The sequence below is a fragment of the Streptomyces sp. CNQ329 genome (assembly GCF_000482585.1).
The window spans coordinates 1-3,901 of record NZ_AXVU01000114.1 but is presented as its reverse complement, the minus strand read 5'-3'; the positions used below and the strand labels follow the sequence as shown (position 1 = coordinate 3,901).

At 69.5% G+C, this 3,901-nt stretch carries 2 protein-coding genes and 1 pseudogene; 1 reads left to right on the top strand and 2 read right to left on the bottom strand.

The genetic code is table 11. The features are described from left to right. A pseudogene (locus tag I003_RS33770) lies at positions 1-718 on the top strand (hypothetical protein); the annotation flags it as partial. A 372-nt stretch (positions 719-1,090) separates the two neighbouring features. On the opposite strand, the gene I003_RS36600 reads toward I003_RS33770, so the two are convergent. Together I003_RS36600 and I003_RS33765 are read right to left on the bottom strand one after the other, a co-directional pair. After that, positions 1,091-1,381, bottom strand: a complete 291-nt coding sequence (locus tag I003_RS36600; RefSeq protein ID WP_027774665.1) for a hypothetical protein — start codon at positions 1,379-1,381, stop codon at positions 1,091-1,093. A gap of 44 nt (positions 1,382-1,425) precedes the next feature. Continuing rightward, entirely contained in the window at positions 1,426-3,591 is a 2,166-nt protein-coding gene (locus I003_RS33765; RefSeq protein ID WP_051368610.1) for a SpoIIE family protein phosphatase, read from the bottom strand. Between the last annotated feature and the right edge of the window lie 310 nt (positions 3,592-3,901).

Below are 3,901 nucleotides of genomic sequence, written 5' to 3'. Positions count from 1 at the left end.
CCCCGGCCTCGACCCGGCCGCGAACTCCCTCGCCGGCAGCATCTTCACCCTCGTACTGCAGCTCACCCTGGTCTGCGAACGCCGCCCGCTCGGCCGCCTGGACCGCATACCGGCGGGCCTCGCCGCCGTGGCGCTGTGCTGGGCACTCGGCCTGCTCGCCTGGTACGCCCTGGTGCACTCGGACGCGATCGAGTCGGAGAACTACGGCGCCTGGTTCACGTCGGTCGGCGCCTTCCAGATGTTCTTCTGGGTCGCCCTGCGCGGCTGGCCGTTCGCCCGGATCGACCGGACGTGGCTGCGCCTGCTCCTGGGCAACGTCGTCGTGATCGCCTGCGGCTGGGCCGGCTACCTGCTCACCGCCCACGTGCTCGACTGGCCGGGGGCCCGGACCACCGCCACCGCCGGCACCGCCATCGGCTGCATCCTGCTGGTCACCATGCTCTTCGAAGCGTGGCCCGCGATCCGCCTCACCCCCGCCCCGGGCCGCACCCTCGCCGTCCTCACCGCGGTGCTCCTCACCGTGCTCCTGGCCTGGCTGCTCCCGAAGCTCGCCGACGCCCTCGGCGTACCCCAGCCGCGCGAATGGAGCTGGACCACCCACGTCATGCTGAACGCCCTGAGCACCGCGGTGATCCTCCACGTCGCGGTCTGGAAACGCTGGCCGTACACCACGGCATCCGGATCAACGACTCTGCCGCATCTCCGGGCCCGGGGGTAGGAACCAGTTCGATCGGATCCTCGCGTGCACGCGGTTGACGAAGCGTTGGTGGGCGGCCACCTCTCGACTCAGGTGTCGTTTGTAGAGGGTCAGAAGGTGCCGCCAGCGTCGTTGGCCTTGTCCGCCAGGACGGGGATCCTCATGCGGGGACATACGGTCACGATGCGGTGGGTACGGACCGCGGTAATGCCGATGTCGCCGTTCCCTGTCAACGGCTACGTCTCCACCCTCCGAGTCCACGCAGTCCCCAGCCAGGACGATGTCGCCGAAGCCCAGTGGTCCGGCCGCTTCGACCGCGACAACGCCGACGAGAATGAAGGTCGACGACCCCCTCACCTGCTTCGACGGTACTCGACGTTTTCCACGGACGTGCTATACCTGTGCCTGCTCCACACAGGCACGGCCGCACGTCGTCATCGAGCCGTCCACCCGACTGGGCTCCCGAGAGCCATCGGATATCCGGGTTGGTCGCGGTGTGAAGGTGTTCGGCCGCTGGTCAAGGTGGGCCAGCAGCAGCCCGGCGAAGAGGGCGGGGACGGGGAGCGGGTCGCCGTCGTTCTCCTGAAAGACGTCGTCGATGGTGATCCGGGTGAGCGGCTGGGCGGGGCGGGCTTTGACCTCGATCGAGAGGACCGCGTACCCGCGGTTCAAGCGGCTGATCACCGCGCATGAGCTGCATCTGTTCTTCGCGCCGAGCCGTGACGACGTCAGGTACTCAATCGGGCTGACGCGAGGGGGGTTACCCAGGGTCCTCCGGAGGGGCGTGGGTTTGTGCGGGAGACGAGGAGCAGGGCGATGTCGTCGCTGCTTTCAGCGGCGACCGTCTCCTTCGCCTGCTGCACGACCCTGTCCGCGAGTACGTCCAGCGGCTGGTCCCCGGCCCGGGCGAGCGTTTCTGCGAGCCTGTCGATGGATGTGCCCACGTCTTCGCCGGGTCGCTCCACGAGGCCGTCGGTGTAGAGCGCGAGCCCCGCGCCGGGCGGCAGTGGTACCTCGACCGTTTCGAAGGTGACGTCCTCGTCGATGCCGAGCAGCAGCCCGGGCGGCAGGTCGAGGACCTCGGTGCTGTGGTCGGCGTGCCGGAGGATCGGCGGCAGGTGGCCGGCGGAAGCCAGCAGCGCACGCCTCCCCGGCAGGTCGATATGGACGTAGAGGCAGCTGCAGAACAATCTTCCGCTCAGCTCCATGAGCAGGCGGTTCGTATGGGAGAGCACCTCCTCGGGGCGGGCGCCCACCCGGGCCTGGGTGTGTATGGAGATGCGGATCTGTCCCATGAGGGCGGCGGCCTGGACGCTGTGCCCCTGGACGTCACCGATCACGGCACCGGCCTGGCCGGCGCCGAGGTCGATCAGGTCGTAGAAGTCGCCGCCCACGTCCAGCGTGTGCGTCGCGGGCTGGTACCGCGCCGCGACCTGAAGGCTCTTCACGCGGGGCAGGCTGCTCGGCAGCAGCCCGTCCTGCAGGGCCCGGGCCACTTGGGCGTTCTCGTCGTAGAGCCGGGCACGGTCCAGTGCCTGCGCGATCATCCCGGTCAGTGTGGTGAGTTCGGCGCGCTCGTCCGGAGGGAACTCGCGTGGCCTGTCGTATCCGAGTACCCAACATCCGAAGGTGCCGCTGGAGAGGGTCAGCGGCAGGAAGGCGAATGCCCCCATGTCCCGGTAGTGCTGGTGCTCCGGGTAGGTGCGGACCAGTTCGGTGGTGGTGGGGTGAAAGCCGGGGACGCCGGTCTCGATGGTCCGGGCGCCCTCGGTCTGGGCGGCCAGCGGCAGGCCGTCGAAGTGCTCGTCCATCTCCGGCGGGAAGCCGCGGGACCCGAGTACCCGCAGCCGGCCCTCGTCGGCGATCAGCAGGGCCAGGCCCTGGGTGTCGAGGACCGGCATCATCTGCCCGATCAGGGACTCGCATACCTCCTCGACACTCGTCGCCTCGGTGAGGGCGGAGGCCAGGTGTAGCAGGTGGAAGAGGGTTCCAGCGCGTGCGGGAGCGCCGGGCGGTGCTTCGCCGGCCGGCTGCTCCCGCCGCTCGGGGCTGTCCTCTGGTCTGATCCACACGGTGATACCGGTGCCATCCGGGTAGAGCCGGAAGGACAGCCATGTACCGTCAGGCCGGCGGGTGGAGAAGCCGGTGGGCAGGCGGCTGAAGAGCGCGGAGAGGTAGGCGTTCTCGTGAGCGGGGTCACCGACCCACGGAAGTACTTCCCAGGGTTCTTGGCCGAGCAGTTCGGAGGGGTCGTGGCCGAGCAGCTCGGTCGCCCTTGTGTTGGCGAAGGTGATTTGGCCGCGCAGGTCGAGTGCGACCAGGCCCTCGGTGAGGCGTTCGGTGAGGGCGGCGCCGGGCTCCTGGTAGCGGGCGGGCGGCGGCTGGACGGCAAGCGGCTCGTACCTCGGTTGGACCGGGTGTCCCTGATCGGCGGCCTCCTTCAGCAACCCGGCCATCCGCTCGGCCGCCGTGCGGACCTGCGCCAGGTCGTCATCGGACGGCCGGGCTGAGCCGGTGCCCGGCCACAGCAGCAGCACGGCGCCCCAGCAGCTCCCGCCGGCCACCAGCGGGACGACGTACATGGCCACCGCGTACGGGAAGGCCAGCGCGGTGCGGGGGAACCGGCGCGCCAGTGCCTGCTGGTCGGGAAGCCACACCGGGGCCAGCGAACGGGCCGCCTCGGCCACCGGCACCGGCGCTTCCAGGGCCACCCGCGACCACGGCTGGGCCAGCCTGCTGGGCACGCCGGTGACCGTGGTCATCTGCAGCATCTCCCGGACCTGGATGTACAGCCCGCCCACGTGCGCCCCCGCGGCGTGCGTGACCTGGTCAAGCGCCTGGTCGAGACGTGCCGTCACTGGCTGCGCCGCGGCGCTGTCCTCGTGTCCGTGCACGTCGTACTCCCTTCAGTAGGTTCCGCGGACTGTGCGCAGGGATCCGCGCCGACTACGGAGCGCATCATGCGGACGGGTATGCGCTACGTGCTCTCCGTTCCGGCGAATTCTTCGGGTATGCGGGTAGAGGGTCGCGAATCACTCGGGCCATGCGTTGTTCTGGATGATCTGTACGAAGTTCTCGCGCTGGAATGACGGGTCGATGTGTGCGAGGACGTCGTCGTTCATGGTGCCGAAGGTCGTCGAGGGGCGGTCGGCCATGCCGTCGTAGAAGGCTCGGATGATCTTGTTTTTGAAGTCGGGGCGGGGG